The sequence below is a fragment of the Rhizobium sp. H4 genome (assembly GCF_003013335.1).
In the GTDB taxonomy this organism is placed as follows: domain Bacteria; phylum Pseudomonadota; class Alphaproteobacteria; order Rhizobiales; family Rhizobiaceae; genus Rhizobium; species Rhizobium sophoriradicis.
This window is the reverse complement of record NZ_PSOW01000009.1, coordinates 94,763-120,044: the sequence shown is the minus strand read 5'-3', so window position 1 is coordinate 120,044 and position 25,282 is coordinate 94,763. Positions and strand designations below refer to the sequence as shown.

Annotated in this window: 28 protein-coding genes; 16 read left to right on the top strand and 12 right to left on the bottom strand. The window is 59.7% G+C overall.

Features of this window, described 5'->3' with window-relative positions:
• Positions 1-129: 129 nt before the first annotated feature.
• Positions 130-561: an oxidoreductase C-terminal domain-containing protein gene (locus C4N04_RS15700; RefSeq protein WP_245425586.1), complete on the bottom strand. Its 432-nt coding sequence runs from the start codon at positions 559-561 to the stop codon at positions 130-132.
• Here C4N04_RS15700 and C4N04_RS32500 point away from each other — a divergent pair.
• From C4N04_RS32500 to C4N04_RS15670, 7 genes are all read left to right on the top strand, one after another.
• Complete coding sequence (locus C4N04_RS32500; protein WP_280954338.1) at positions 548-1,087, top strand: Ldh family oxidoreductase; 540 nt, start codon at positions 548-550, stop codon at positions 1,085-1,087. The genes C4N04_RS15700 and C4N04_RS32500 overlap by 14 nt on opposite strands.
• Entirely contained in the window at positions 1,026-1,628 is a 603-nt protein-coding gene (locus tag C4N04_RS32495; RefSeq protein WP_280954337.1) for an Ldh family oxidoreductase, read from the top strand. The genes C4N04_RS32500 and C4N04_RS32495 overlap by 62 nt, the downstream gene beginning before the upstream one ends.
• Before the next feature lie 120 nt (positions 1,629-1,748).
• Positions 1,749-2,063, top strand: a complete 315-nt coding sequence (locus C4N04_RS15690) for a metalloregulator ArsR/SmtB family transcription factor (protein WP_009993813.1) — start codon at positions 1,749-1,751, stop codon at positions 2,061-2,063.
• Positions 2,060-2,419, top strand: a complete 360-nt coding sequence (locus C4N04_RS15685) for an SRPBCC domain-containing protein (RefSeq protein ID WP_040112083.1) — start codon at positions 2,060-2,062, stop codon at positions 2,417-2,419. Before C4N04_RS15690 ends, C4N04_RS15685 begins: the two co-directional genes overlap by 4 nt.
• A gap of 44 nt (positions 2,420-2,463) precedes the next feature.
• The gene (locus tag C4N04_RS15680) at positions 2,464-3,075 is read left to right on the top strand and encodes an ATP-dependent Clp protease proteolytic subunit (protein WP_106796466.1); all 612 of its coding nucleotides are present in this window, start codon (positions 2,464-2,466) and stop codon (positions 3,073-3,075) included.
• Between the two features lie 242 nt (positions 3,076-3,317).
• Positions 3,318-3,572, top strand: coding sequence for a type II toxin-antitoxin system Phd/YefM family antitoxin (locus C4N04_RS15675; protein ID WP_010046569.1), 255 nt, complete (start codon positions 3,318-3,320; stop codon positions 3,570-3,572).
• A complete protein-coding gene (locus tag C4N04_RS15670; protein ID WP_106796465.1) occupies positions 3,572-4,012 on the top strand; it encodes a type II toxin-antitoxin system VapC family toxin in 441 nt (146 codons plus the stop codon). The genes C4N04_RS15675 and C4N04_RS15670 overlap by 1 nt, the downstream gene beginning before the upstream one ends.
• Positions 4,013-4,175: 163 nt before the next feature.
• On the opposite strand, the gene C4N04_RS15665 is transcribed toward C4N04_RS15670, so the two are convergent.
• Together C4N04_RS15665 and C4N04_RS15660 are read right to left on the bottom strand one after the other, a co-directional pair.
• Positions 4,176-4,910, bottom strand: coding sequence for a class I SAM-dependent methyltransferase (locus C4N04_RS15665; RefSeq protein ID WP_106796464.1), 735 nt, complete (start codon positions 4,908-4,910; stop codon positions 4,176-4,178).
• A 48-nt stretch (positions 4,911-4,958) separates the two neighbouring features.
• The gene (locus C4N04_RS15660; protein ID WP_106796463.1) at positions 4,959-5,210 is read right to left on the bottom strand and encodes a DUF1127 domain-containing protein; all 252 of its coding nucleotides are present in this window, start codon (positions 5,208-5,210) and stop codon (positions 4,959-4,961) included.
• 96 nt (positions 5,211-5,306) lie between these two features.
• Between C4N04_RS15660 and C4N04_RS15655 the strand changes: the two genes are divergently transcribed.
• Complete coding sequence (locus C4N04_RS15655) at positions 5,307-6,116, top strand: helix-turn-helix transcriptional regulator (RefSeq protein ID WP_106796462.1); 810 nt, start codon at positions 5,307-5,309, stop codon at positions 6,114-6,116.
• A gap of 215 nt (positions 6,117-6,331) precedes the next feature.
• Here C4N04_RS15655 and C4N04_RS15650 read toward each other — a convergent pair whose 3' ends face one another.
• The 4 genes from C4N04_RS15650 to C4N04_RS15635 form a co-directional block, all read right to left on the bottom strand.
• Positions 6,332-7,531, bottom strand: a complete 1,200-nt coding sequence (locus tag C4N04_RS15650; RefSeq protein ID WP_077989818.1) for a mandelate racemase/muconate lactonizing enzyme family protein — start codon at positions 7,529-7,531, stop codon at positions 6,332-6,334.
• Between the two features lie 17 nt (positions 7,532-7,548).
• Complete coding sequence (locus tag C4N04_RS15645; protein WP_040112078.1) at positions 7,549-8,910, bottom strand: mandelate racemase/muconate lactonizing enzyme family protein; 1,362 nt, start codon at positions 8,908-8,910, stop codon at positions 7,549-7,551.
• 61 nt (positions 8,911-8,971) lie between these two features.
• Positions 8,972-10,138, bottom strand: coding sequence for a mandelate racemase/muconate lactonizing enzyme family protein (locus C4N04_RS15640; RefSeq protein WP_106796461.1), 1,167 nt, complete (start codon positions 10,136-10,138; stop codon positions 8,972-8,974).
• Positions 10,139-10,189: 51 nt separating this feature from the next.
• Positions 10,190-10,900 carry a GntR family transcriptional regulator gene (locus C4N04_RS15635; protein ID WP_077989888.1) on the bottom strand — a complete coding sequence of 237 codons (711 nt, stop codon included), beginning with the start codon at positions 10,898-10,900 and terminating at the stop codon, positions 10,190-10,192.
• A 204-nt stretch (positions 10,901-11,104) separates the two neighbouring features.
• Between C4N04_RS15635 and C4N04_RS15630 the strand changes: the two genes are divergently transcribed.
• The 6 genes from C4N04_RS15630 to C4N04_RS15605 all read left to right on the top strand — a co-directional run bounded on the left by C4N04_RS15630 (position 11,105) and on the right by C4N04_RS15605 (position 17,576).
• Entirely contained in the window at positions 11,105-12,583 is a 1,479-nt protein-coding gene (locus tag C4N04_RS15630; RefSeq protein ID WP_040112075.1) for a sugar ABC transporter substrate-binding protein, read from the top strand.
• Positions 12,584-12,656: 73 nt separating this feature from the next.
• Complete coding sequence (locus C4N04_RS15625) at positions 12,657-13,616, top strand: sugar ABC transporter permease (protein ID WP_077989820.1); 960 nt, start codon at positions 12,657-12,659, stop codon at positions 13,614-13,616.
• A complete protein-coding gene (locus C4N04_RS15620; protein ID WP_077989821.1) occupies positions 13,613-14,503 on the top strand; it encodes a carbohydrate ABC transporter permease in 891 nt (296 codons plus the stop codon). The genes C4N04_RS15625 and C4N04_RS15620 overlap by 4 nt, the downstream gene beginning before the upstream one ends.
• A gap of 10 nt (positions 14,504-14,513) precedes the next feature.
• A complete protein-coding gene (locus C4N04_RS15615; RefSeq protein WP_040112522.1) occupies positions 14,514-15,611 on the top strand; it encodes an ABC transporter ATP-binding protein in 1,098 nt (365 codons plus the stop codon).
• Between the two features lie 33 nt (positions 15,612-15,644).
• The gene (locus tag C4N04_RS15610; RefSeq protein WP_106796460.1) at positions 15,645-16,808 is read left to right on the top strand and encodes a mandelate racemase/muconate lactonizing enzyme family protein; all 1,164 of its coding nucleotides are present in this window, start codon (positions 15,645-15,647) and stop codon (positions 16,806-16,808) included.
• 21 nt (positions 16,809-16,829) lie between these two features.
• The gene (locus C4N04_RS15605) at positions 16,830-17,576 is read left to right on the top strand and encodes a ribonuclease activity regulator RraA (RefSeq protein ID WP_040112072.1); all 747 of its coding nucleotides are present in this window, start codon (positions 16,830-16,832) and stop codon (positions 17,574-17,576) included.
• Between the two features lie 340 nt (positions 17,577-17,916).
• Here C4N04_RS15605 and C4N04_RS15600 read toward each other — a convergent pair whose 3' ends face one another.
• Genes C4N04_RS15600 through C4N04_RS15580 form a run of 5 tightly spaced genes read right to left on the bottom strand, consistent with a single transcriptional unit; the run spans position 17,917 to position 22,685 of the window.
• Positions 17,917-18,768, bottom strand: a complete 852-nt coding sequence (locus tag C4N04_RS15600) for an intradiol ring-cleavage dioxygenase (RefSeq protein ID WP_106796459.1) — start codon at positions 18,766-18,768, stop codon at positions 17,917-17,919.
• Between the two features lie 20 nt (positions 18,769-18,788).
• Positions 18,789-19,847 carry a maleylacetate reductase gene (locus C4N04_RS15595; protein ID WP_106796458.1) on the bottom strand — a complete coding sequence of 353 codons (1,059 nt, stop codon included), beginning with the start codon at positions 19,845-19,847 and terminating at the stop codon, positions 18,789-18,791.
• Position 19,848: 1 nt separating this feature from the next.
• Positions 19,849-20,829, bottom strand: coding sequence for a gamma-resorcylate decarboxylase (gene tsdA, locus C4N04_RS15590; RefSeq protein WP_106796457.1), 981 nt, complete (start codon positions 20,827-20,829; stop codon positions 19,849-19,851).
• 43 nt (positions 20,830-20,872) lie between these two features.
• Positions 20,873-22,105, bottom strand: a complete 1,233-nt coding sequence (locus C4N04_RS15585) for an acyl-CoA dehydrogenase family protein (RefSeq protein WP_106796456.1) — start codon at positions 22,103-22,105, stop codon at positions 20,873-20,875.
• 10 nt (positions 22,106-22,115) lie between these two features.
• Complete coding sequence (locus tag C4N04_RS15580) at positions 22,116-22,685, bottom strand: flavin reductase family protein (RefSeq protein ID WP_106796455.1); 570 nt, start codon at positions 22,683-22,685, stop codon at positions 22,116-22,118.
• A gap of 199 nt (positions 22,686-22,884) precedes the next feature.
• Between C4N04_RS15580 and C4N04_RS15575 the strand changes: the two genes are divergently transcribed.
• Entirely contained in the window at positions 22,885-23,340 is a 456-nt protein-coding gene (locus C4N04_RS15575) for a MarR family transcriptional regulator (protein WP_040112066.1), read from the top strand.
• A 197-nt stretch (positions 23,341-23,537) separates the two neighbouring features.
• Positions 23,538-24,821 carry an aromatic acid/H+ symport family MFS transporter gene (locus C4N04_RS15570; RefSeq protein ID WP_096762476.1) on the top strand — a complete coding sequence of 428 codons (1,284 nt, stop codon included), beginning with the start codon at positions 23,538-23,540 and terminating at the stop codon, positions 24,819-24,821.
• Positions 24,822-25,282 lie beyond the last annotated feature (461 nt).

Below are 25,282 nucleotides of genomic sequence, written 5' to 3'. Positions count from 1 at the left end.
AATCGTCATCGTTTCCATGGATGGTAGAGTTAACGGCAGATCTACACGCCGTCAACGTCGTTCCGCTTGATGGACTCTTCTTTGACGCCGCGCCTGAAAAGGGGTTGGAGCACCGCTGTTTGGATTGTATCAAAGACCAAGTTCACGCTTTGCCATCATGAAGCCGCGCGCATCGTTGATGCAGTCAACAGCAATCAGCAGATTTTCCTTGAAGTAGGAAACCTTAAGGCCGCTTTCGTTGGCACTCGCCAGGGGTTCCGCGCGCTCATAACCGCGGTTAAAACCCGCGATCTGCAGTTTCGTCTGGTATTGATCCGACCAGAACCAGGGGCGCGGGCAATAGGGCGTTGCTTCACCGAGAATGTTGCGTGCGACGTGCTCTGCCTGATCGATTGCGTGCGGCACGGATTCGAGACGGATCATTTCGCCGTTGTGAATAAACGAGGCGCAGTCTCCGGCAGCCCAAATGTTTGGATCGGTTGTACAGCCGGATTTGTCGACGACGATGCCGCCGTCAATCTTTAGGCCTGCTGCTTCGGCAAGTTCCGTGTTCGGACGCACGCCGATACCGGTCGCGCCTGCAAAGAAGCTGATCGTTCGGGAAACGCTGGAGGCGTTTGCTGCTGCACTCCTCCAGGCGGGTGGTTTCAGGGGCGACTACGCCCGACAGTCCGCCGAGCACTTGGTTTGGGCCAACCTGCGCGGAGCGGAGTCGCATGGGGTGCTGCGAATCCCTCGCTATCTTGAGATGGTCGAACTCGGTATCGTGAAGGGCGATGCCCAGCCGACGCTTTCACGTGAATTTGCCGCCGTTGCGGTTCTGGATGGCGATCTCGTGCCGGGCGCATCGGGTATGGCGATGGCGACGGACAAGGCCGTCGAGCTTGCCGGCAAATTCGGAATCGGTCTTTGTTCGGTCATGCGCACCAGTCATGCGGGCGCGGTCGGTTATTTCGCCGAACGCATCGCCCGAGCCGGTTTGGTCGGTATTGTCATGTCGGCCTCCAAGCCGCTGATGGTCTATCATGGCGCACGAGGTGAGGGGGGTCTCCACCAATCCCCTCGCGATCGGAGCTCCGGGCAATGATCCGGAGCGGCCGATTGTCCTCGACATGTCAACCGCTGCCGTTGACTTGGGCAAAGTGATGGCTGCCAAGGATGCGGGCCAGCCGATCCCGCCCGACTGGGGTGTCGATGTCAACGGCGTTCCGACGACCGATCCCTCGCAGGTCAAGGCGGTTCTGCCGATGGCGGGTCCGAAGGGGTCGGGACTTTCGCTGATGATCGAGGTTCTCGTCAGCGTGCTTGGCGGCAATCCACTGATCTCGGTCGCGCTGACGGAGAAGCGTGATGCAGGATTCAACGGTCTGGCCGTTGCGCTGCATCCCGAAGCGTTCGGTTTCGAACACGGTGTCGGCGCGGAGGTGGGCCGGCTTGCGGTGGCTATCAAGGGCCTTCCCCCCGCTGAGGGCGTGGACGCTGTGCGGCTTCCTGGCGAGCGCGGCTTCGAACTGGCGGTACAACGTATGTCCAACGGTATTCCGATTGCCGCCGGCACCGCCAGGCGACTCGCTGAAGAGGCCGTGCGGCGCGGCGTTTCCGTGCCCCTAGAGCTCACCGGACGATAACTGTTTTCGTATTCTTTTTTGATGCTGATAGTCAGTCGTTGAACTTAGGATTTCCGCGGCAAACAGAAAGCTGCCTCGAAATAGCTTGCGAATCGCATAAGTCCGTGCTTATGTGTTCGCATGGTGGAGAATGACTTCTTCCGAGCTTTGGCAGACCCGACCCGCCGCGCGATCTTCGAGAAGCTGGCGGCAGGAAGCATGAACGCCAGCGCCTTGCGCGACGGCATGGACATCAGCCAGCCGGCGATGTCGCAACACCTCGCAGTGCTGCGCAGTGCAAAGCTGGTGAGGGAAGAACGACAGGGGCGTTTCGTAAATTACGAAGTCGATCCCGATGGATTGGCTCTCATCGCCCAGTGGCTCGCAAAATACCGCGCCTATTGGCCGGAGCGTATCGCAGCACTCAAAGTCTTGCTGAAGGACATGGATCAATGAACGAAGGGAAGACCAAGGAGCAGGATAGCGGCGTCGAGTTGGAGTTTGACTTGGGCGATCCGCCGCAAAAGGTCTGGCGTGCCGTCACCATTCCCGAACTTCGGGAAAGGTGGTTGCCGAAGGAGGCATTGGCTGATTCCGATGCGATGGCCGTCATCCCCGGCCAGGAAGTTCGCTACAAGCTGCGTGACGATAACCCGCCTTTCCTTGAAAGCACCGTGACGTTCACGATTACCCCGAATGCCACTGGTGGCACTTGCCTTCGGATCGTCCACGAACTGACGGACGCTAGATTCGATGGAATGGCAAGAGCGCCGGCGAACAGCAACAGCCCGCCCCTTATGCTCGCCGCCTGACACGGCGAGCCTCCCCTCAAAATTCTGAAGCCTGGAGGTCGCCGATGCGCGAAGCGATGCAACTCGTCCCTATGGTTATAGAACAGTCCAGCCGGGGGGAGCGATCCTTTGATATTTATTCCCGGCTTCTGCGCGAGCGGATTATCTTCCTTAATGGCGAGGTGAACGATACCGTCTCGGCGCTCGTCTGCGCGCAACTTCTGTTTCTGGAAGCGGAAAACCCCCATAAGCCCATCAACCTCTATATCAATTCGCCGGGCGGCGTCGTGACCAGCGGCCTGGCCATGTACGACACCATGCGCTTCATCCGTGCGCCGGTTCATACTCTTTGCATGGGGACGGCTCGTTCAATGGGATCGTTCCTGCTGATGGCAGGCGAGCCCGGCGGAAGAGCAGCATTGCCCAATGCCAGTATCCTCATTCACCAGCCCTCCGGCGGCTTTCAAGGGCAGGCTTCCGACATGCTGATTCATACCGAGGAAATTTTAAAGACCAAGCAACGCATGACGCGGCTCTACGCGGAGCATTGCGGACGTTCCTACGAAGACTTTGAGCGCGGGATGGATCGCGACCGCTTCATGACGGCGGAGGAAGCGCTTGAATGGGGTCTTATCGACCGCATTCTGAAGGTTCGGGAAGACACGAGCAGCCTATAAGCCTTGCCGCAAAAATCCCGATTAAAGCGACACTTGTTTTTCTCAACTTCTGCCATGTCACAGAATAGGGGGCGGCAGCCACAATGACCGCGCCTGGCGCAGAGATGCCGACATCAAGCGTCCGGAGAATGGGTGTTAACGCCGCAGGACATCTTGCGGCGTTAGCGGCTAGAGGGGGCTGCACCTTGCAATCCCGGTCCATGCGGATTAAATGTGGTTACGTAACCACATTGAGGCTCATCATGACCGTCACCACGCTTTCAGGACGAGAGCTCAATCAGGATCTTGGCCGCGCAAAGCGCGCCACCAAGGACGGTCCCGTGATCATCACCGATCGGGGAAGGCCTGCGCATGTTCTCCTGTCGTTCGACGAGTACAAGCGCCTCACAGGTAAGGTGCGAACGCTTGGTGACATGCTGGCGGCGCCGGGTGCGGAAGATATCGACTTGCCGCTCCCGCAACGCACAGAACACGCCCAACCGGTCGATCTGTCCTGATGCTGCTGCTCGATACCAATGTCGTCTCCGAACTACGCAAGGTCGCGAGCGGCAAGGCTGATCCCAATGTCGTGGTCTGGAACGAAACCGTCGATCCGGCCGAGACCTTCATTTCCTCCGTCGTCCTGCACGAACTGGAGATTGGCGTTCGGCTGGTGGAGCATAATGATGCCGCCTCCGGGACGGTACTGCGCAACTGGCTGGAAAATAGCGTTCTCGCTGTGTTTTCCGGCCGTATCCTGCCTCTGGACGAGGCGGCGGCGGTTCAGGCGGCCCGATGGCATGTGCCCAATCCCAAACCGATCAATGACGCCTATATTGCAGCGACAGCCTTCACCCGTCGCATGACGCTGGTCACGCGCAATCTCAAGGATTTCGACGGCATGGGAATTGCACTCATCAATCCGTGGGACTCTCAACGCCGCAATAGGACATTCTAACTTTGCGGCTACAAGGTGAATCTGGCGTAATGCAGTTTATGGAACTAAGATTCCGTATGACGATCGCGCCGCCGGCTGGGTTATGACGCAGGGTGCACGTATCAATGCCAAAACCTCTTCCGGCCCAGAAATCGGCAATAGTGCCGCGCATCATCTCCCTGCGCTAATCTGCGATCTTCTGCCAAACGGAGACATGTCGATCGCTGACCTTTGTGAATGGCTCCTTTTTCCATCCGCCCCATCGGTCTTTGAGTTTGAAGCCGGCCAGCCGCGCCATAAGATCGAATTCCGCTGGCCAAGCATAACGAAACGGGACCGAGAAGTGCCTATAGCTTCCGTCCCGGAACCAGATGTGGTGAGATGAGAAGTTCTGGTTTACCACATCGTACTCGTCGACGCCCCAATGCGATTCGGAGCGGTCGAATGCCAGGATCGTCTCGCCGAGCGGAAGCCGCTGAAGCGGCGGGACGCCAACCTCGATCAGGAAGTGCCCACCAGTTTCCAGATGCGCGGCCGCGTTCAAAAAGCAAGCGACCTGAGCTTCCTGCGACGTCAGGTTATTGATCGTGTTGAAGGCCAGATAAACAAGGGAAAAGCGCCCCTCGACACGAGTGGTGGCCATGTCGCCGATCACCACCGGAATTTCCGCGCCGCCCTCTTTGGCGCGAAGGCGAGACACCATCGCTCTCGAAAGCTCGATGCCTTCCACCTGTACCCCTTTCCGCGCGAGAGGGAGCGCCAGGCGGCCGGTGCCGATCGCGAACTCCAGGACGCGCCCGCCTCCTGCAAATTCGGCCAGGAGATTGACGGCCGGATCAACTAGCTCCGGGGCCGAGATGCCAACATCGTCATCGTAGGTTGCTGCAACCTCTTCGTCAAAAAGCCCGTCGTCTTGCATCTTGCTTACCTCTCTAATCATGCAGTTGCTTGAGGACCGGTAGTGCCATCACCTTGCCCGCGACTTCGCGGACATCGCATCCATTTGCGCCTGCGATCGCGCCACCGCGCGAATCTCATGGCGCGCGACGCCTATGTCCGCCAGATCACGGTCCGATAGCCACTGTAGTGCCTCTTCTGTTTCGCGCCGTTGCCACCAGCCAAGGATGATGGGCGCTCCAAACCGCAAAGCTGCCAGCTTCGTCAGAAAGCTTGGAGCAAAGCGATCGGAAATTTCAGCTTGTCGGAGTTCGAATGTCATAACTTACGTCCAAGTTGTTCTGCGGTGATATCAATCTAGTGAAATGCCCCTCCGACGTGTTATCGGCAGTCTGTCAAATTATGTCTGTGAGACGCCATGATTGCCCGCGACAACCTGACCAACGTTCATCTGCCGGAAGACGGGTTTGGAGATTATCCCCACACAGCTGTGGCTCAGGGTGGCGCAGAGCCTGCCGGACGAACCTACTCTTTCCACGCGCACCACCGCGCGCAGCTTTTCCAGATCGTGCGTGGTTCGCTTAGGCTGGAGACCGAGCGTGGCTACTTCATCGTTCCGCCTGAACGTGCCGTATTCGTGCCGTCCGCCGTCCTCCACGAAGTGACATACCTGCAGGAGACGGAGCGCAGCTACCTCTTCTTTCGCCCCGACGCGGTCGTGAACCTGCCCTCCCAGGTCTCCGTCATTGGTACGACACCGCTCCTGCGGGAACTTATCCTGGCGTTCCTGGAGATACCTCGTGCGGACGCCGGCAGTGCCCGTGCAGAACGGCTTGTCGCCGTCATTCTCGACCAGCTTGAGACGAGTCCACTCGCGCCGCTGTCCCTTCCCTCGCCGGCATCCGAACGCCTCCGGAGCATCGCTTCAGACATCCGGAACGAACCGGGTGCCGATTGGCCACTCGATGGACTTGCGTCACGTGCGGCCATGTCCCCGCGCAGCTTCCAACGCCATTTCCAATCCGAGACAGGCATGAGCTTCCGCGCCTGGCGTCAGCAGGCGAAACTCCTCAAAGCGGTGGAGTGGCTCGCGGCCGGCCGAAGCGTCGGCGATATCGCCTTCTCGCTCGGCTACTCAGGTCCCAGCGCCTTCATTGCGGTGTTCAGGTCAGCCTTCGGTGTCTCTCCTGGGCAATATTTCCAGCTGGAAGCAAGGGAGACTTTCTGATCAGCGCAGTTGGCTACGTACGTCCTGGCGGGTTAGTCTTTGGTGCGCAAGCTGGCGAGAACCTCCGTCCCATCGCCGTCTCAGGCGATGTGGAGCACATGAGAATGTCCGGAACAATCTCTCGCCCTGAAGGACCCGGCGATGGCGGAGGATGAGTCGTTCTTCGAAGAACTCATGCCGTGCTCCGGCCGCCACTACGGCATGTGGAGGCAGGCTCAGTCGAAAAAGCCCGCATCCTCTTCCCTGAGATACTTCATTGCCCCTTCAGCGTCGATGTCGAGGCCCAGCCCCGGCGCTTCCAGTAGGTCCACCATGCTGTCTTTCACGATCTGCGGCGGCAATCCGATTATCAGGTCCTCCCACCAGGGATCGGAGGCCGTCGGGTATTCGAAGGCGATGTAATTTGCCGGCAATGTGGCGCAGACATTGATCAACGCACCGAGGCCCAGCAGGCCGTTAGCGGTGCCGTGCGGTGCCATCAGGATCGAATGCATGTAGGCGTGCTCGGCGATCCATTTGAGCTCTGCTATGCCGCCAACATCGGCTGGATCGGGCCCGATGACGCGGACCGCCTGCGTCTCGATCAGTTCCTTGAAATTGTGCCGCAGGTAGATCTGCTCACCAGTGTGGATTGGCGTCGAGGTGGAGGTTGTCAGTTCCCGGTAGGCCTGCGGATTGACCCACGGCACGTAGTCGCCAGTCAGCATGTCCTCGAGCCACATCAGATTGTACTTTTCGACCGCACGAGCGAACTTGATCGCATCGGGCAACATCCAGCCCGGGCCGCAGTCGAGCGCCAGGCTGACCTTGTCGCCCAGCACTTCCTTCATCGCGGCCACGCAGTCGAGCATGTGACTGAAACCGCGCTCGCTGATCACGCCCTGATCCATGGCACCGTGATAGCCGGCCTTCTTCTGCGTCACCCCGTAGTGAAAACCCTCGATGGTGTCCTTCATGTTGGAGTGGAACGAGATTCCTTGCTTGATCATGAAGAAGTTCTGCGGCTGCTCCATCATCCATTTAACGTCAGCGGCGTAATCCTCCGGCCGGTCTCCGGTTCGCTTCTGGCGGACCGAGCCATTGTAGACGAGCACCTTGTCCCGCACCTTGCCGCCGAGCAGTTTATATGCCGGCACGCCCGCGGCCTTGCCGGCAATATCCCACAGCGCATGCTCGATCGCGCTCACTGCCGCGCCATACGGCTTGAAGGAGCCTCGCTGGCGGATTTTCAGCATGACTCTCTCGACGTCGGTCGGGTCCTCGCCGATCAGCGCCTCGCGGAAATGCAGCACCCAGGGCTTGAGATAGACCTTGGTGAATTCGACTTCACCCAAGCCATAGAGGCCCTCGTCTGTGACGATGCGGACGATCGGGTGTTTGCCGATGACGGCACAGCGCAGATCAGTGATCTTCATCTTCGGCCCATTTCGCCTCAGCTCCAGGTGCGATCCCAGGAATATTCATCGTCCCAGTGATCCGTAGGCTGCCAAATGCCGGTGACACCCGGCTGCAGATGCTGCGAGATCACCTCGTCATCGACATCGTCAATCCCCAACCCCGGCTTGTCCGAAACAGTGATGAAGCCGTCCTGCGCCAGCGGCTTGGGAAGGCCGGTGACGATATCGTCCCACCAGTCGATATCGGCAGAGTGGTATTCGAGCGCCATGAAGTTCTCGGTCGCCGTCGCGACGTGTGCGGCGGCCATTGCGGCGATCGGAGTTTCCGCCATGTGTATGGCCATGGCGACACCATGGTCCTGTGCCATATCGCCGATCTTCTTGGTCTCGAGGATGCCGCCACTGGTAAGGAGGTCCGGATGGATAACCGAGACGCCGCCGCTCTTGAGCAGAGGCTCGAAGCCCTCCTTGAGGTATATGTCCTCGCCGGTGCAGATCGGCACCGTGGTGGAGTCCTGTAGTTGTCGGTACTGCTCGGTATACTGCCATGGGATCACATCCTCGAGCCAGGCCGGCACATACTTTTCAATTCGCCTGGCAAGGCGAATGCCGTTCTGCATTGAAATATGGCCGATGTGGTCGATCGCGAGCGGAACCTGCATGCCGATGACCTCGCGAACCTCGGCAATGTATTGCTCAAGCAGGTCGAGGCCCTTGTCGGAAAAGTGGAGACCAGTAAATGGGTGCGCGACGTTGTGCAGATCGTAGGTAGCATTGCGGACGCGCCGCTCTTCAATGGTCTTCAGCGGTCCGCGGCCGGGGCGGTCGCGGTACCCTTCAAGTGAGCCGGCAGGAAAAACGACAGCACCCGGCACATCCGCGATCTGCATCAGGCCCAGATCCATCTTAAGGAAGGTGAAGCCGAGCTCCATGCGCCGTTTGAGGCGTCTGCCGGTCTCGGTGCCGCTCGGCACCGTGGCGTCAGTATCGCAGTAGAGGCGCACTTTCTCCCGGAACCGGCCGCCGAGCATCTGATAGACGGGAACGCCATAGGCCTTGCCGGCAAGATCCCACAACGCGATCTCAACCGCCGATACGCCTCCGCCTTGTCGACCGTGCCCGCCGAACTGCTTGATCCGTCGAAACAGTCGATCGATGTTGCAAGGGTTCTCACCAAGCAGCCGGCTCTTCAGCATCAGCGCGTAGGTGGCACTGGCGCCGTCGCGCACCTCGCCGAGCCCGACGATGCCCTGGTTCGTGTAAATCTTCAGCAGCACTGAGGTGAACGGCGCGTCGACAATTTCGGCTACCCGCATGTCGGTTATGCGAAGGTCGGACGGTTTGGAATGCGTGTTCACCCGATTGAGCGCCTGGTCGGCTCCATATGCCTCTGGCATGATTTACCTCGTTTCGGTAGGCGGGCTCGTCGCCGTCCGCGCTGGGCGACATGGAGTGTTGCTAGTCCAGCTCTATCTCGTGGCTTTCAAGGTAGTCGCGGTTCATCTCGACCCCGAGACCAGGCTTTGCCGAAAGCTTTAGGCTGCCGTTCGAAACATCGAGTGGCCTGTCGATGAGGTGATCGTATTTGCCGAGGTTCCACTCTGACGTTTCGAGTTTGTAGAAATTGGGAACGGTCATCATCACCTGCGCACCCGCAACCACGTTGATCGGCCCTGCGGCGTCATGCGGCGAGACCGGGATGTAGTAGGCCTCGCAGAGGGCGGAAATCTTCTTGAGTTCGGTAATGCCGCCGGTCCAGGTGACATCCGGCATGATGTAGTCGGCAAGCTTGTTTTCCAGCACCGGCACGAAATCCCACTTCGTGTGGCCGCGCTCGCCCCACGAGATGGGGACCGTGACCTTCTCGCGGACCTGTCTGAGAGCGTTGAGGCTCTCCGGTGGACAAGGCTCCTCGAACCAGTCGATCTGACCAGCTTCCTCAAGGCTCCGACAAAGGCGAATGGCGGTGGGTACGTCGAACCGGCCATGCGCATCAATGAGGATGTCGACATCAGACCCCGCTGTCTCACGGATCAGAGAAGTGAGTTCGGCAGCTTCGCGCTCGTCCTTGCGGGTCATGCCGCCATCGAGGTAGCCGTCCCGCTGTTCGCGCGGCATTCCATCGGCGGTGCGTCCCTGGTAAGGGAAAGGATCGAACTTGAGCGCAGTGTGGCCGGAATCGACTATGTCTCGAATCTCGCGGACCACAGCCTCATTGCTGGTAAATTTGGCCTGGTTGGGATGGGTGTAGAGCGAAATTTCATCGCGTACCTGCCCACCCAACAGCTCGTAAATCGGCTTACCAAGGACTTTGCCTCGAATGTCCCACAGGGCTATGTCGACGGCGCTGACGCATTCCACTGCGGCGCCGCGACTGCCCATATAGGTGAAGCTGCGGAATATCTTGTGCCACAGATACTCGATACGAGCCGGGTCCTCGCCTGTCAAAGCGGCACCGATCTGACGCAGGATCGTGCAGAGGGCGCGATTGGCGAGCCTTGTCGTGGTCGTGATCTCACCCCAGCCGCTCAGCCCTTCGTCAGTCGTCACTTCGACGAACAGAAACTCTCCCCAATAAGAAGCATCGGACTTGATTAGCCACGGCCGAACGCTGGTGATTTTCATCTCAACTGCCCTTCAAGTGGTCGGGATAAACGATATTCCAGGCCCGGTATTCTACCCTGCGCGGGCGGCATTACGCGCACGCATGTGTTCGAGGATGTGCCTGCCGGAGCCCTCGACATGGCGCGCAATGAGTTCGCCTGCTTCGTTTGCATTCCCCGCTTTCACATGCGCGATGAGCTCGCGATGCTCGCTAAGGATCGCGGCACGCCGGGCGAGCGTGAAGTTGAAACGCCGGCTCACGGCTCGAAGCACTTCGCGATGTTTCCACCAAAGCTCGGCTGCGTGGCGGTTGTAGTGCCTTTGGTACATTACGGTGTGGAAGGCGGTGTCCAGCTCGCTGTGCCTGAACGTGTCGGCGAAGTCGTTCTCTTCAATCAGGCCCTGGATGCGTTCGAGTTCAGCAATGTCCTCGACGGTGGCCATATTCACGAACCAGCGCGTCAGTGAGGGTTCGATCAAAACGCCTATCTCGTAGATATCCCGAACAAAGTCCTGATCGATGGGCCGGACGCGCGCTCCGCGGTTGGGAACGAAGGTGACGAAGCCCTCGCCGCGCAACAGTTGCAAAGCCTCCCGCACGGGGTTGGTCGAGGTGCCGTGGCGCCGGGCGAGATCGGTGATGACGAGCCGCTCGTTGGCCGCGAGCCTCCCTTCGATGATGTCGTCCCTGATCAGCTGGTAGACAGAGGCGCCCTCGCTCGAGGCCCCGGTAGCGTCGATCCCCTCGGGGGGCTGTGCTTTAAATTCACTTGTTTCAGCCAAGACTGTCCCCAATCCATACACATATCCTGGGGATATCACGCAAATCCCCTCAAAACAATGTACGATTTCTTCAGTTGACAGACAATCTTTGACGTGAAAACGTATGATAAGGTCGAAGGGATACATTAAGTGGGAGAATCCCACGGCCTGGGAGCAAGACCGCCTTGATTGAGAGCGGCTTGGGAGAAACCTGGGAGAATACCTATGACGAGTCTTTCGCTCGGCGGTGTCGTGGTACGCGGCACTGTATCCACTGCTTTGATGGTATCGTTGATGTCCGTGTCTGCGCTCAGCGCGCCGGTCGACTTGAGCAAGTGGTCGCCGCAATATGTGCGCTCCATTGCGGGGACACAGGAGTTTGACACGGCGGCCGATTGCTCCAAGGTCACCCCGCTCGACTACAAGGGGCGACTGACTTTCTGGTATCAGGGCGTGTTCGAGGGCGACCCCGACCTCCTGCGCCAGTATTACAAGGACTTCTTCGAGACCTTCCGCAAAACCTATCCAAACATCCAGCTTGAGGAACAAGCCCTCACCTACAATGACCTGCTGGACAAGTTCCGGACCGCGCTCCTTGGCAATGCAGCGCCCATGGCGGTTCGCCTGCAAATCCTGGGTGGTACCGAGTTCGCCGCGAAGGGCTATTTGCAGCCTCTCAAACCCGAGGACGTAGGATATTCGGCCGAGGATTTCTGGCCCGGCGCAATGAAGGCTGTAAGCTGGGAGGGGGAGACCTACGGCATTCCAACTAACAACGAGACGATGGCGTTCATCTGGAATGCCGACATCTTCAAGCGTGCAGGCCTCGATCCGGACAAGGCCCCGGCAACCTGGGACGACGTCGTCAAGTATTCCAAGCAGATCCACGACAAGCTCGGCATTGCTGGATACGGCCTCGTGGCTCGCAAGAATGCCGGAAATACGCCATACCGCTTCATGCCGCAGCTGTGGGCCTATGGCGGCGGCGTTTTCGACGAAGCTACTGCCAACCCGACCTATAAGGAGGTTCAGCTCAATAGCCCGCAGAGCAAGGCGGCATTGCAAGCCTCCTATGATATGTATGTACGCGACAAGTCGGTTCCGGTTTCGGCGCTCACCAACCAGCAGGCCGACAACCAGCCTCTGTTCCTCGCTGGCCAGCTCGGCATGATGATCTCGCATCCGTCCGACTACAACGTCATGCTCGATCTGCAGAAAAAGGCGACGGATACCGACAAGGACAAGGCGCAGACGGTGATCGACAACATGCGCTACGGCCTCATTCCGACCGGCCCGGACGGCAAGCGTGCCGTCGTGTTCGGCGGCTCCAACATTCACATCCTGAAGCCCGAATATGTTGAGGGCGGCAAGGTAGACGAGCCGGCTGCAAAAGCCATCATCTGCATGTGGACGAGCCCCGAATGGTCGCTGAAGATGGCTTATGCCGGGTCGAACCCGGGGAACCTTAACGGCTTCAAGACCAAATGGATGAAGGAACGTCTGGACAGCATCAAGTTCCTCGATGTCACGACCTCGATGCTGCCATACGGCATCCCCTTCCCGGCGCTGCCACAGTCCCCCGAGATCATGAACATCATCATCCCGGACATGCTGCAAAATGCCCTGACCGGAGCCATGACCGTCGACCAAGCGGCGGACGACGCAGCCAAGAAGGTAGAAGACCTGATGGACGGCGGACTCTAGTCCAAGCCTGACGCTCTGACCGGCTGCGCCTCGATTGCAGCCGGTTTTCTCCGAAGAATAAGGGCACGGCACAGTGACGATCTTGACTGGCAAGGCCGAGCCTCGGCAAAGACCAAAACCCGATAGGCTCGGCGCCCTGCGAAAGACGTGGGAGCATCGCGCTGACTACGCTTACGTGCTGCCTGCGCTCGCCGTGATGCTCATCGTCATAGCCTACCCGATCTACTACACGATCGAGCTGTCGTTCTTTAATACTCCGCCTGGCCTGCAGCTCCGGGACAAGATCTTCGTCGGCTTCGACAACTACACCGCAATTCTCACAAGCCCGGTGTTTTGGAAGGTCACCTCGAACACTCTAATCTGGACACTGGCGTCAACTTTGATCGCATTTGTCCTTGGCTACGCCTGCGCCCTGGCTCTCCATCGTGAATTTGTCGGCCGAGGCATCCTGCGCGCCATCTTGATCATTCCCTGGGTCATCAGCGCGGTCGCCGCGTCCTATATCTGGAAGTGGATCTACCACTCCGACTTTGGGATCGTTGGCGCGGTGCTGGTCGGCCTCGGATGGGCAGACAGGCCGCCGAATTTTATCGACAGCGTCGGCACAGTGCTGCCCTCGCTGATTGTCGTCAATATTTGGCGGGAGTTCCCATTTGCCATGATCATGATGATGGCCGGCCTGCAGACGGTACCCGACCAGTTGCTGCGCGCCGCAAAGGTCGACGGTGCCAACGCATGGCAACGGTTCTGGCACGTAACGTTTCCGCACCTGAGAAACGTGTCGACGGTGACGGTCCTTCTGCTTGCAGTAGCCAACTTCAATTCTTTCATCATCCCATGGATCATGACGGGCGGCGGGCCTTCGAACGCATCACATATCTGGATCACCCACATTTACGAACTCGCCTTCGGCCGCCAGCGCTGGGGGGTGGCATCGGCCTATTCGGTGCTGCTGTTCCTGATCCTGATGTCGCTCGGCTACTTCTACGTCCGTGCGCTGAACGGTAACGAGCGGAAGGACGAGAGCCAATGAGCACGAATGCCGAGACTGCTCATCGTGCCCACGCCCGTCGCCGTATGCGCATCGACGGATGGCGATGGGGCGGACGTATCTTCCTGGTGTTCATGCTGCTTTACACCGCATTACCAATGATCTGGATGCTGATCACCTCGATCAAGTCCGGCTTCGCGGCCATGCAATTCCCACCGCAATGGTGGCCGGACCAGCCCACCCTCGCCAGCTACCGAAAGCTGCTCGATCCGCAAAACAGCGTCGGCCAGGACTTCTTGCGCTTCTTCTGGAACAGCCTTTTTGTCTCCACCGCCACGACCATCCTTTCGGTGATCGTGGCAGTTCCCGCGGCCTACGCGTTTTCGCGCTTCACCTTCCCGGGCCGCAACTTTCTGTTCTTCGCCGTCTTGCTTCGGAACATGTTCCCGGCAGTGATCTTTCTTGTGCCGCTCTTCATCCTGATGCGCGCAATCGGGCTGGTGAACACGCATGGGTCGCTCGTCCTCACCTACCTCACATTCGGCCTGCCGCTGGCAATCTGGCTCCTTAAGGGATTCTACGACAACATCCCGGTGCAACTCGAGCAGGCCGCGCGCATCGACGGGGCAACGCGGTTCCAGGCCTTTCTCCTGATCGTCATGCCGCTTTCGGCGCCGGGCATCATCGCCACGGCGATCTATTCCTTCATCGGTGCGTGGAACGAGTACATCTACGCCTACACCTTCCTCTCCAAAAACGACCAATTGACACTGCCGGTCGGCATCCAGCGCTTCTTTTCAGAAAATACGACGGACTTTCCGGGCCTGATGGCGGCCAGCTTCATGATGAGCGTGCCGGTCGTGGTCCTGTTCCTCGTCCTGCAACGATACTTCGTACGCGCCCTCACGGAAGGCGCAGTCAAGCACTAGGGAGTTGCCGGTGGCCCACGTGGTCCTCAAAAATCTGGTCAAGACCTATGGCAGCTTCAAAGCTGTCAACAATGTTTCGCTGACGGTCAACGACGGCGAATTCGTAGCGCTCGTCGGCCCTTCAGGCTGCGGCAAGACGACCACGCTCAACCTTGTGGCGGGGCTCATCCCCATCACATCTGGCGACATCGTCATCGGCGACCGGGTGGTCAACGACCTCGACCCCAAGGACCGGGATATCGCGATGGTGTTCCAGAACTACGCGCTCTATCCGCAGAAATCGGTCTACAAAAATCTGGCCTTCCCGCTACAGATGCGCAAACTGCCCAGAGACGAGATCGACAAGAAGGTCAAGGAAGCGGCGCGGGTGCTCGACATGACGCAATTGCTCGAGCGCAAGCCACGCGAACTTTCGGGCGGGCAACAGCAGCGGGTGGCGCTGGGCCGTGCCCTGGTTCGCGATCCGGCGGTATTCCTGATGGATGAACCACTCTCCAATCTCGACGCTAAGCTGCGCGTGCAAATGCGGTCGGAGATCAAGCGTTTCCACCAGGACCTCAAGGCGACGATCATCTACGTGACGCACGACCAGCTCGAAGCCGTGACCATGGCCGACAGGATGGCGGTGATGAACGGCGGCTACCTGCAGCAATATGATTCCCCGGCGCAGGTCTTTGCCCATCCGGTGAACATGTTCGTCGCGAGCTTCGTCGGCAGCCCGGCGATGAGCCTTGTTCCGCTGGAGGCATCAACGGCAAGCGGCAACACTGTCTTGACGAGCGCGGAGGGCTGGCGCCTCGACCTCTCGCCAACCAACGCCCAAAAGGTCGCGAGGGCAAGAAGCAAGAGAATCGTGCTCGGCGCCCGTCACTCGACGATCAAGCTGCACAAGAGCGCGACGCCTGGAAGCGTCCCTGCCAGGGCCTATACGGTGGAGCCGACCGGAGACGTCACCTTCGTACAGGCGTTTCTGTCCGGCGCAATCGTCAATGTCAGCGTGCCGCCGACCATTGCCGTCGCGCCCGACGAACGGATCTGGCTCGAATTCGATCAGGAGCGGATGCATTTGTTCGACGGCGAAACAGAAATGGCCCTCAAAGCCCACTGAGGCCAAGCGGATGCGTGTGAAACGAGGGCCTGGATGACTACGAAGCTTAAGATCACTGCGATCAAGCCCTATCCGGTATGGGTAGGAACGCGCAACCAGATGCTGGTCAAGATCGAGACCGACACCGGCGTCTTCGGCTGGGGCGAGAGCGGCCTGAGCGGTCGCGAAAAGGCCGTGGCCGGCGCGATTGAGCATTATCGCGAGTTTCTCATCGGCCGCGACCCGATGCAGATCGGTCGGATCTGGCAGGAAATCTATCGCAGCCAATACTTCGAAGGCGGGCGGGTTCTGCAGGCGGCGATTTCTGCCATCGACATTGCCCTTCACGACATCAAGGGCAAGGCGCTGGGGGTGCCGGCTTACGAACTCTTGGGCGGCAAGCAGCGCGACCGCATTCCCACCTTCGCCTCGACCGGCGACGAGGCCGAGGGCGAAGTAGCCATCGAACGCGCCCGCGAACTACGTGCACAAGGATGGCAGGCGATCCGCTTCTTCCCCATCGGGCAAAACAGCAACGACATTTTTGAGCCGCGCGAGTCGATCGGCGCAACCGCGACGATGCTGAACAAGGCGCGCGAGGCGCTGGGCGACGACGTCGTCCTCGGCATCGACTATCATCATCGGCTCTCGGTGGCAGAGGCGGCGAGCTTCTGCAACAAGCTCGGCCGCGGCGTGCTTGATTTCCTTGAGGAGCCGATACGGGACGAGACACCCGAGGCCTACGAATCCCTACGCACGATGACCGACATCCCGTTCGCCATCGGTGAGGAATTTGCCAGCAAATGGCAATTCCTGCCCTACGTCGAGCGCGGCATCCATCAGTTCAACCGGCTCGATGTCTGCAATGTTGGCGGGCTCACCGAAGCGATGAAGGTCGCTGGTTGGAGCGAGGCGCACTATGTGGACCTGATGCCGCACAATCCGCTGGGCCCAGTCTGCACGGCCGCGACTATCCATCTCGCCGCCGCTGTGCCGAATTTCGCCTGGCTCGAGACCAGAGCGCCAGAGGCAAAGCTGGGCTTCGATAATTCCGACTTCTTCCCCGTGCAACCACGGCTCGACGGCCCCGACTACCCGGTCAGCGATCAGCCGGGGCTTGGCGTCGAGGTCAACGAAGAGGCGGTCAAGGCGGAGAGCTTTCGTTTCTGGGAAGCGCCTCACCTGAAGCGCCGCGACGGTTCTGTCACAAACTGGTAGTTTCATCCACCGGAGCCTAAAATGACCCATACGCCCGACATTACGCGACCGTCCAAAGAGCTGATCGACGCACTGAAGGAGATCGGCGCCGCGACGGTTTCCGGCACGCTTGGCCACATGGGCTTCCGCAATCCGCACATGGTCGGTCCGGTGTCGCAGAATCGCGGAAAGTCGATCGTCGGGCCGGCCCTGACGCTTCAATTCTTGCCGCAGCGGCCGGACCTCTTCACCGAGGGAGAATATGCCGATCCGGAGACGCAGCTGCACCGCCATGTGCTTTATCACGTGCAGGAGGGCGATGTGGTCGTGGTCGACGCGCGCGCCGACATGAGTTCGGGCGTCTTCGGTGATATGATGTCGACCTATTTCAAGGGCCGAGGCGGCGCTGGGATCGTGATTGATGGGTGCATGCGCGACCGGCCCAATGTCGAGAAGCTGGATCTGCCTTTATGGCTGCGCGGCTGGACGCCCAACTATCATGTGCAGACTGGCATCTATCCCAACGCCGTCAACGTTCCGATTGCCTGCGGCGGTGTCACGGTAATCCCCGGAGACATCATCGTCGCCGACGATGATGGGGTGGTGGTGCTTCCCGTCGCAATGGCCCCTGAGGTAGTCGAAGAATCGCAGAAGCATCATGATTGGGAGGAATTCTCGCGAGTGAAGCTGATGGCGGGCGGGTCGTTGCAGCGCTACTATCCGCTGCATGACGATGCCCGCGGAGAGTACGAAGAGTGGCGCAAAACAAACCGCCTGGGAACAACTTAGCCAATGAATTTATTTTGGATTGAGTCGTAACTCAGCCTGCCAGCGCGCATTCCTAAATCGCCCGATTTCTACTCTGCAGACGGATCCGGTATCGATTGTCGCCACCGGCCCCGGACTGACTTCCGCACGCGCCGCCCCTGAACATGGCGATCGCACAGGTTTTCGCCGCCGACAGGCTCTGTTCTGTGTACCGCCTGCGGCATAGCTCGATTTTCGTGCAAGTCACACCACGTGCCGGTTGGGATTTTTACCTTTTGAGGACGATACCCCGCTCAAGCGAGGATGGGCAGTGTAAAAAGCAATCCGTCCCTTCCGCGATTAATTGCGCGCCTCAAAATACTCATCGTGTCCGATCCACTGGCGTCAGAATGAAATCGAAATCTGAACGCCAAATCGTCTGGCCGTCTTCGATCCTTTCGAACGGCGCCACGAGGCTCGACTTAACCCCGAATACCGTATCTGAACCTAGATAGTTATCATCGCCGACAAAGGTGTGGGTGACGAGCTTCTGGTAACCTTCGGCGGTGACCAGATAGTGGGTATGGGCAGGCCGGTATGGATGTCGGCCGAGCGCTTTCAGCATCTGGCCGACGGGGCCATCGTCCGGGATCGGATAGGAGACCGGCTTGATGCCGACGAAGCTGTAGACGCCGTCCGGGCCGGTGATGAAGATGCCGCGATTGTTCCATTTCGGCTGGGTGTCGGGCTGCTGCACATCATAAAAGCCGTCGGCATTGTCGGACCAGACGTCGATGCGAGCACCCTTTATCGGCCGTCCCTCGAGGTCGAGCACGCGGCCATTAAATAGGCAGCTCTCGCCCTTTCCGTCGAGGGAGATATTGTCGCCCATCTGCCGGATCGGCGCGCCTTCGACGTGAAACGGCCCGAATACGGTGTTTTCTGTCGCGCCCGGCGGGCGACGGTTGTTGATCGCATCCACGAGCATGGAGAAGCCGAGCGTATCGCTGAGCAGGATGAATTCCTGCCGCTCGTCATGGCACAGATGGCCGGTACGGGTGAGGAAGGCGATCGCCAGTTCCCACTCGGCCTGGGAGAGGGCGACATCCCTGGCAAAGGCGTGGAGGTGCTTGACCAACGACGCCATGACTTCCGCGAGACGCGGGTTGATGTCCTTCCCCATCCTCGCATTGACGGTTTCAACGGATTTCTCCTCGCTGAAATATCCGGACATGGCAGTTTCCTCCAAACAGGTCATTGCGGCCGCGCACCTTCCCAGGCAGCTTGCAACAGGGCGCGGATCGCTTGCTGCTCGATCGGACGCGGGTTCCAGTAAGGCGCCCGGGTAGCGAGTTCGGCCGCACGGTCGAGATCCGCCTCCTTCATCCCCAGATCCTTCAGCGTGAGCGGCGCACCGAGCGACGCGGCGAACTTATGCAACCCGCCGCCTATTGGCCCGCCGAACAGATCGGCCGCAGGTGCCAGCGCCTCGGCGGCGGCCTTTGCATTGTAGGCTGCAGAATGCGGCAGCAGGACAGCGTGGGTTTCCGCGTGCGGCAGGTCAAAACTGCCGCCCAGCGTGTGACAGAGCTTGTGATGCAGCGCCATTCCAACAGCTCCAAGCACCGTTCCGCACAGCCAGGAGCCGTAGAGCGCTTGGCTGCGGGCATCGATGTCACTCGGCCGCAACAGGATTTTTGGCAGCGACTGCTTCAGTGCGCGGATGCCCTCCATCGCCATCATGGACGAGATCGGGTTGCGGTCCTGCGCATAAAGTCCCTCGACTGCATGCGCCATTGCATTGAGACCGCTGCTGATACTCATGGCGACCGGTAGGCCGAGCGTCAGATCGGGATCGTAGATCACGACTTCCGGCAGGATGCGCGGATGCCGGACCGTCGTCTTTACGCCATTCTCGGTCTGGCCGAGGATCGGCGTCACTTCCGAACCCGCATAGGTGGTCGCAACGACGATCTGCGGCGCGTCGTTGCGATAGGCGATCGCCTTACCGAGCCCGATGGTCGAGCCGCCGCCGATGGCGATGATGCAATCGGCGCTGGCAGCTTTATAAGCGGCTATCGCCCGTTCGGTAACGTCGACCGGGGTGTGCATGGCTGCATCGGCAAAAACCCCAGCCGCGAGCGGTCCGAGCCGTCCGGCAACCTCGTTCGCCATCTGCTGTTGCGGCCGGGTCGACAGGACAAGGGCACGCTTGCAGCCTTGGGCTTCGACCATCTCGGCAAGCCGGCAGACCGAGCCCGCCCCGAAAACGATACGGGACGGACTGACGGCATAGGTGAAGGGCGCGACCATGCTATCGATCGAGCTTGAACAGTGACATCGCGTTGGTACGGCCGATCTTCAGTCGGTCCGCTTCCGCGATCGTCGCGCCATCGAACCAGTCTGCCGCATGGTCGATGTTCTCGAACGGCCAGTCAGCCGAGAACAGAATGCGGTCGGAACTGATTTCCAGCATCGCGTCGATCAGCGACTGGGTGCGGAAGTTGCCTGACGTGGTGATGTAGAAGTTCTCGTTGAAATAGTCGGCAATGCGGCGTTTAGCGGGGTAGCTCTTTTCGACCTTTACCCAGGCATTGCGGTTGTCGATGCGCCACATCATGTAAGGAAGCCCCTCGCCCATGTGGCCGACAATGATGCGCAGCGACGGATGCTCGTCGAACAGACCCGAACCCATCAGGCGCAGGGCATGGACTGCCGTCTCCTGCGCGAAGGCCCAGGTAGGCCCCATCAACCAGGAATGACCGGCATAAATGCGGCTGTCCTGCGGCAGCGGATTGCGCGGGTGCAGGTAGAAGGGAACATCGAGCTTCGCGACTTCCGCCCAGAACGGACGATATTGCGGCAGGTCGTAATACAGCGGCGTCTGTCCGTCGCCTTCCTGCGAGAAGCCGTTCACCAGTGCGCCGACAAAACCCATTGTCGTGACGCAGCGCTGCAGCTCCTGTGCCGCTGCCTCCGGATCCTGCAGCGGCAGAGCTGCAAATCCGAGGAAGCGGTTTGGGTTCTTCGCGCATTGTTCTGCCAGGAAATCGTTCGCACGGCGAGCGATGTCAATTGCATGCGCTTTATCAGGGATGGCCTGGACGGCCGGCGCGTTCAGGGACAGGATCATTTTCTCGATCCCGTAGTCGTCCATCAGCTTCAGACGCTTGTCCTGGATATCCAGAAGGCGGGCGGATAGTTCGGTCCAGTAGTCGCCCGGCACGAAGCCTGCCGAATCCTGCAACGTGTCGGGAATGGCGAAATGTTCTTCAAGTGCGATCTTACCTTGCACGATATGCTCTCTTTCTCTCGCTAAATCGGTGTTTATGCAGCGGTCAGTATTGGCCCTTGGGTGGAAGCCCGAGGAGCTGCTGGCCGACCATCGTGCCTACGGCGTCCCAGTTCATGGAAATGTGGCGTCCGACGGCGTTCGCATCCCGCCATGCCCGCTGCACGGGATTGGACATCTGCAGACCGAGCCCGCCCGTTGAAGCGTTCATGGCCTCGACCGCACGCAGCGCGAGGCTTACGCCGAATGATTGCGTGCGGCGGGCAAGAAGCCGGTCGTCATCAGTGATTTCAACCGTGCCGTCTTCGCGTCGCTGAGCGAGGTCCTGGGCGCGGGCGATGTCGCGCAGCATAATCTCGCGCGCCGCATCGATCGAGGCGGCTGCCTCGGCGACGCGGAGCTGGATCGTCGGAAACTCGGCGATCTTGTTGTTGCCGCCAGCGACAGCGCCGCGCGTCACGCGGCTGCCCATGTGGTCGAGATAGCTCGACAGCGCGCCTTTTGCAGCACCGACCGCCGTGCTGGCGAGGCAGAACGGGACACCCATCAGAAGCGGGATGTTGAACAGTCCAATTCCCTTGTAAAACCTACCGCCAGGCGTACGGCCCGTCGTGGCGTCCGGGAAGGTCAGGGTGCGGTATTCGGGAACGAAGACGTCGTTGAGGGTCAGGCTTTTCGAGCCAGTGCCGCCAAGCCCGACCACGTCCCAGGTCTCTGCTATCGCGTAATCGGTGGCAGGGACAAGGAGGAAGGCCGGAACCGGCCGCTCACCTTCACTGTGCGGCGGAAGGATCGCCGCACAAAGCGCCCACTGGGCGTTCTCGCAACCACTTGCGAACGCCCAGTCACCGGACAGGCGAAATCCGTCTTTGACCCTTTCGGCCATGCGCACCGGCGCATAGGAGCCGCACAGCAGCGCATCGGGATTGGCGTTCCACACGTCCTCCTGGACCCGTTCGCCGAACATCGCCAGAAGCCACTGATGAGCCGACAAGAGGCCTGCGACCCAGCCGGTAGACGCACAGGCCGCTGATAGTTCAATATTGGCAGCGACCAGTTCTGCGAAAGAACCCTGCTCGCCACCAAAGCGTGCAGGCTTGACAATGTCGAAATACCCGACGCCGCGGAGCAGGTCGATATTGCGCGTGGGCACCCTGCCCGCCCTTTCCGTTTCGCGCGCACTGGCGCGGATCTCTTCGAGAACCGGGGCGATACGGTCTGCAAGACATGCTTTTTCTGCCCGCACCGGCGCGGGGAACAGGGCTGCTGTATTGGTCATGGGTTACCCTTTAGCTCTGGGATGTGGAAAGCGCGTGCCGCGGCGCGCAATAACTGGCGTTCTCGTACATCAGCGGCACGGTCGCCTCTGAAAGGCGGGTGTCGATTACCTGACCGATGAAAATCGTGTGGGTGCCATAGGGAACGGCGCCCATGCGGCGGCAAACGACCGAAGCATGAGCAGTTTCAAGCACCATCATGCCGCGTCCATGGCGCACCCATTCGCTCGAGTCGAAGCGAAGCTCCGGCGCAACCTTGCCGCTGAACCCTTCGGAAACCGCCACCTGGCGGTCGGTCAGCACGTTGACGGCAAATTCCGGGCCCTCGAGCAGCATGTCGTGCAGGTAGGTGCGATTGTTGAGACAGATGACCAGTGAAGGCGGCTCCATCGAAAGCGACGTCACGGCGGTGGCCGTCATTCCGTGGTCGGCGCCGTTGCGACACGCTGAAATCACCGTAACCGTGGCGGGAAATCTGCGCATGATGGAGCGGAACGCATCGCTGATCATTGGGTGTGCCAACGTGACCGCGGATTTTGGGGCGGCTGTCGGCACGACGCCGATGGAAGCTGTGGCAGACATGATTTCCTCCCGTGTCTCCTGGGCATAAATTATTGCATTTGCAACTATTGTCAACGCAAATTTATTCGGGTTGGAAAAAATACGGGGTATGGTCCGGTTTTCAGCGCCGTGAAAAGACGACCGTGTTGTCATCGCGGTCAATTGCGTGCATGTCGAAGACTGAACAAAGCAGGCGGAATCCCACCGGCAGATCAGGCACATGTATAAACTTACCGATTCCGTTCCATACCTTCTCAACCGCGCCGGCGTTCGAATTGCCGAAGTGTTCGCGCAGAGAATTTCCGAACATGACCTCACCGTCGCCATGTATCGGGTTCTGGCCATGCTCAAGGAGCGAAACGAGAGTACGCTGGGCGACCTTGCCGACGTCGTCTCGGTTGAGATCTCGACGCTGTCGCGCCTCGTCGGCACTCTGGCGAAACGCAAGCTCGTGTCCCGGACGCGGCCGGAAGACAATGGCCGTATAGTGATCGTGCGGCTTACCCCGCAGGGCGAGGCGCTGACCCAACAACTCATGCCGCTGGCGGTGGAGTTGGAACGAACCGCCGTTCAGGACATGTCCGACGAGGAGATCGAAGCGCTGAAGAAGGCGCTACGCCGGATGCACAGCAACCTGCCCGCCATCTCGACCAAAGGAAAAAGTGCGGAGCGGTAAGTTTGCAGTTGCAAATATTTTATTCGCAAGTATTTAATAGCGCCTAGTCGTTGCTTTGACATCGTCCGTGGAGGGGCGAGGTTCGGCGCTGGGAGGAACCATGCCGGCAACGATCCTGGAGGATTTGTACACGGATTGACGCCAACTTGCCGCAGGCGGAGCGTACTTCCTGTACTCGGAAGTATGGGGAGGAACCAATGGCCATACAAGATATTGCTATCGTCAAGGAAAGCGTGCGCAGCTCGAACATGATCGTCGCCCTTTGCGGCCTGTTGATCCTCTTCGATGGCTACGACTTGATTGTCTATGGCGCAGTCGCGCCAGCACTGCTCAGAGAGGCGAGCTGGGCGCTGACACCAGGCATGGTCGGACGCGCCGCCTCTATCACCCTGTTCGGCATGCTGCTCGGCGCGCTTGTCGCCGGAACGCTCGCCGACCGGATCGGTCGTCGCAAGGTCATCATCGGCAGCTTGCTGAGCTTTTCCGTCATGATGATTGGCAGCGGCTTCGCGCCGAGCTTCCTCGCCTTCGAGGGCACGCGCTTTCTCGCCGGTCTGGGTCTCGGCGCACTGTTCCCGACCGTCACCGCGCTGATCATTGAATTCTCTCCGCCGAAACGGAAGGCCATGGCCTATTCGATCACGCTCCTCGGCTATCTGATCGGCGGTATCCTGTCCGGCATTCTCGGTATCCTGCTGGTTCAGACCTATGGTTGGCGGCCACTGATGATCATCGGCGGCGCGCCGATCCTGCTCCTGCCGCTCTTCCTGCGCCTCATCCCTGAATCGCCCGAATGGCTGGCAAGCAAGGACCGTCAGGCCGAAGCCAACGAGATCGCTACCCAATTCGGCCTGCCCCGCCCGACCCCCCGCCCTGCAGCGGACCGCCAGGCCGGCGTAAAGTCGCTGTTTTCCGAGGGTCGTCTTCTGCCGACGCTGAATGCCTGGGGCATCCACTTCTGTTCGCTTCTGCTGACCTTCGGCATGGTCAATTGGCTTCCGACCATCATGAACAAGATGGGCTACGACCTTGGCTCTGCGCTGCTGTTCTCCGTGACGCTCAATCTTGGCGCGGCGATCGGGCTGTTGATCGGCGCTAGGATCGCTGACCGAGGCAATGTCAAGTTGGTCGTCGCCGGCATGTTCGCGCTCGGTGCCTGCGCCATCTGGCTGCTGACGCAAGTCGATGAGGGCTTGCAGGTCTATGGACTCGTGGCGCTCGCTGGAACCGGCACCATCGGCACACAGATTCTTGCCAATGTTCTCGTCGGCAGTCTCTATCCGGTCGAAATCCGCGGCACGGGCCTTGGCTTCTCGCTTGGCATCGGCCGTATCGGCGGCATGATCGGCCCAGCCATCGGCGGCGCCGTGCTTGGCGCCGGTCTCGCCCCGCAATGGAACTTCTACATCTTCGCGGCGGTCGGCGCAGTAGGTTGCGTTCTTGCAGCCGCCACTCTGCTCTACTCAAGCAAGGCCCATTAAGACGGGTCGCCGGCAGGTCTCGATGTCAAAAAACCTGCCGGCATTTTTTCATGGGAGCTCGAGTTTCCAGGAATGGTCAACCGTCGGACCTCGGCTCAAATGACCGAGGTTTTTTTCCGCAGCTCTAAAGACGCGCCTTATGACGACCCTTGTCCCTGTAGGATGTAGTTGCGCGTCGTTATTTTAGAACTGAAGGAAAAAATCCGAGCGGCTCGGCTAAAGGCGGCGGTTTCCGTAAACCGAGAACTGATGCTCCTCTTTTGAGCAATCCGCCGCGGCCCGCCATGGTGACCCAGCCTCGCCAGATCGGCTTGTCGCGGCGAGCTTACAGCCCCCTGCATTTCGGTCTCACGGCTGGCGTTGTACACGACGTCAATGCCCCGGACACGGATAAAAAAGGCCAAGCAAGTTCCTTCTGCGCATTTGGCTTGGCATTCATCCGGTTCAGCTCGCTCCGGATG

Bases quoted from the DNA above. Each gene is read 5' to 3' on its own strand.
- C4N04_RS32495 (WP_280954337.1), top strand. From the start codon at position 1,026: ATGGCGCACGAGGTGAGGGGGGTCTCCACCAATCCCCTCGCGATCGGA.
- C4N04_RS15690 (WP_009993813.1), top strand. From the start codon at position 1,749: ATGGTGGAGAATGACTTCTTCCGAGCTTTGGCAGACCCGACCCGCCGC.
- C4N04_RS15685 (WP_040112083.1), top strand. From the start codon at position 2,060: ATGAACGAAGGGAAGACCAAGGAGCAGGATAGCGGCGTCGAGTTGGAG.
- C4N04_RS15680 (WP_106796466.1), top strand. From the start codon at position 2,464: ATGCGCGAAGCGATGCAACTCGTCCCTATGGTTATAGAACAGTCCAGC.
- C4N04_RS15675 (WP_010046569.1), top strand. From the start codon at position 3,318: ATGACCGTCACCACGCTTTCAGGACGAGAGCTCAATCAGGATCTTGGC.
- C4N04_RS15670 (WP_106796465.1), top strand. From the start codon at position 3,572: ATGCTGCTGCTCGATACCAATGTCGTCTCCGAACTACGCAAGGTCGCG.
- C4N04_RS15665 (WP_106796464.1), bottom strand. From the start codon at position 4,910: ATGCAAGACGACGGGCTTTTTGACGAAGAGGTTGCAGCAACCTACGAT.
- C4N04_RS15660 (WP_106796463.1), bottom strand. From the start codon at position 5,210: ATGACATTCGAACTCCGACAAGCTGAAATTTCCGATCGCTTTGCTCCA.
- C4N04_RS15655 (WP_106796462.1), top strand. From the start codon at position 5,307: ATGATTGCCCGCGACAACCTGACCAACGTTCATCTGCCGGAAGACGGG.
- C4N04_RS15650 (WP_077989818.1), bottom strand. From the start codon at position 7,531: ATGAAGATCACTGATCTGCGCTGTGCCGTCATCGGCAAACACCCGATC.
- C4N04_RS15645 (WP_040112078.1), bottom strand. From the start codon at position 8,910: ATGCCAGAGGCATATGGAGCCGACCAGGCGCTCAATCGGGTGAACACG.
- C4N04_RS15640 (WP_106796461.1), bottom strand. From the start codon at position 10,138: ATGAAAATCACCAGCGTTCGGCCGTGGCTAATCAAGTCCGATGCTTCT.
- C4N04_RS15630 (WP_040112075.1), top strand. From the start codon at position 11,105: ATGACGAGTCTTTCGCTCGGCGGTGTCGTGGTACGCGGCACTGTATCC.
- C4N04_RS15620 (WP_077989821.1), top strand. From the start codon at position 13,613: ATGAGCACGAATGCCGAGACTGCTCATCGTGCCCACGCCCGTCGCCGT.
- C4N04_RS15610 (WP_106796460.1), top strand. From the start codon at position 15,645: ATGACTACGAAGCTTAAGATCACTGCGATCAAGCCCTATCCGGTATGG.
- C4N04_RS15605 (WP_040112072.1), top strand. From the start codon at position 16,830: ATGACCCATACGCCCGACATTACGCGACCGTCCAAAGAGCTGATCGAC.
- C4N04_RS15600 (WP_106796459.1), bottom strand. From the start codon at position 18,768: ATGTCCGGATATTTCAGCGAGGAGAAATCCGTTGAAACCGTCAATGCG.
- C4N04_RS15595 (WP_106796458.1), bottom strand. From the start codon at position 19,847: ATGGTCGCGCCCTTCACCTATGCCGTCAGTCCGTCCCGTATCGTTTTC.
- C4N04_RS15585 (WP_106796456.1), bottom strand. From the start codon at position 22,105: ATGACCAATACAGCAGCCCTGTTCCCCGCGCCGGTGCGGGCAGAAAAA.
- C4N04_RS15580 (WP_106796455.1), bottom strand. From the start codon at position 22,685: ATGTCTGCCACAGCTTCCATCGGCGTCGTGCCGACAGCCGCCCCAAAA.
- C4N04_RS15575 (WP_040112066.1), top strand. From the start codon at position 22,885: ATGTATAAACTTACCGATTCCGTTCCATACCTTCTCAACCGCGCCGGC.
- C4N04_RS15570 (WP_096762476.1), top strand. From the start codon at position 23,538: ATGGCCATACAAGATATTGCTATCGTCAAGGAAAGCGTGCGCAGCTCG.